Source organism: Hansschlegelia beijingensis (assembly GCF_045505405.1).
Lineage (GTDB): Bacteria > Pseudomonadota > Alphaproteobacteria > Rhizobiales > Methylopilaceae > Methylopila > Methylopila beijingensis_A.
This window is the reverse complement of sequence record NZ_JBJKEX010000535.1, coordinates 1-1282: the sequence shown is the minus strand read 5'-3', so window position 1 is coordinate 1282 and position 1282 is coordinate 1. Positions and strand designations below refer to the sequence as shown.

Genomic DNA, 1282 nt, shown 5'->3' with positions numbered 1-1282 from the left:
CACGCGGCCGGTGGGCCCGGCTCGGCGCCGGAGCCGGAGGGCCTGTGGACCGGGCCGATGCAGAGCTACACGCCCTCGACGCTCAAAGGCGCGGAGGTCGTGGACACGGCGCGGGTTGCGGCGCTGATCGAGCAGGGCGCGGTGCTGATCGACGTCGGTCCGGCTGATCGCAAGCCGCCGACGCTGCCGAAGTCCGCGGTCTGGGCTCCGCAGCACCGCTCGATTCCCGGCTCGGCCTGGTTCCCGGGCGCGGGGCCGGGGGACCTGTCGCCGGCCCAGGAGGCGGCGCTCAAGGCGCGGGTTCTCGAACTCTCCGGAGGCCGGCTCGACCGGCCGATGGTGACCTTCTGCCAGCCCGACTGCTGGGGCAGCTGGAACATGGGCAAGCGGCTGCTCGGGTGGGGATTCAAGAACGTGTTCTGGTTCCCGCACGGCGTCCAGGGCTGGCAGGAGTCCGACCGGCCGACGGCGGTGATCAGGCAGGACTCTGTCTGGGCCGCCGCGGCCAAAGCCGAGGGCGAGCCTGCCTCGCGGCAGTAATCCGGCTCAAGGAGCGACCTGAATGCTGTCCCGCCGCGTGACGCTTCTGGGCGGCCTCTGCGCCGCCGTGTGGTCGGGCGCGGCTCAGGCCGCCCCGATGTCGCCGTTCTCCGCCGAGGCGTTCGACGCCGCGCTGAAGCAGGGCGGCCCGGTGCTCGTCCACATCCACGCGGCCTGGTGCCCGATCTGCCGCGCCCAGAAGCCGATCCTCGCGAGCCTTCTGGCCGAGCCGCGCTTCGCCGCCATGAAAGCCTACGAGATCGACTTCGACGGGGATCAGCCGAGCGTGCGGAAGGTGGAGGCGCGGGCGCAGAGCACGATTATCGTCTTCAAGGAGGGGCGCGAGGTCGCCCGCTCGGTGGGCGAGAGGCAGCCCGAGTGGATCGAGGATCTGCTCGCCAAGGCGCTCTGACGCGTCATGCTCGGGACGCTCGCTCTCGCCTTCGGGGCAGGCGTACTCTCGGTGCTGTCGCCCTGCGTTCTGCCGCTGCTGCCGATCGTGTTCGCGGCCGCGGCCTCCGAGCACAGGCTCGGGCCGCTGGCGCTCGCGGCGGGGCTGGCGCTCTCCTTCGTCGCGATCGGCCTGTTCGTCGCGACCATCGGCTTCGCGGCCGGCCTCGACTCCTCGGTGTTCAGAGCGGTCGGCGCCTTTCTGCTGATCGCCATCGGCGTGGTGCTGCTGCTACCGGCGGCCGGCAGGGCTTTCGCGCGCGCCGCGGCGCCTGCCGCCGACTGGGCCGGC

The 1282-nt window shown here is 72.5% G+C and carries 2 protein-coding genes and 1 pseudogene; all 3 read left to right on the top strand.

Annotated elements, in window-relative coordinates:
- On the top strand, positions 1-540 hold a 540-nt coding region (locus tag ACIKT0_RS18460; RefSeq protein WP_407106776.1), incomplete at its 5' end, for a rhodanese-like domain-containing protein.
- Positions 541-562: 22 nt separating this feature from the next.
- A complete protein-coding gene (locus ACIKT0_RS18455) occupies positions 563-952 on the top strand; it encodes a thioredoxin family protein (RefSeq protein WP_407106775.1) in 390 nt (129 codons plus the stop codon).
- A 6-nt stretch (positions 953-958) separates the two neighbouring features.
- Positions 959-1282 (top strand): annotated as a pseudogene (locus ACIKT0_RS18450) (cytochrome c biogenesis protein CcdA); the annotation flags it as partial.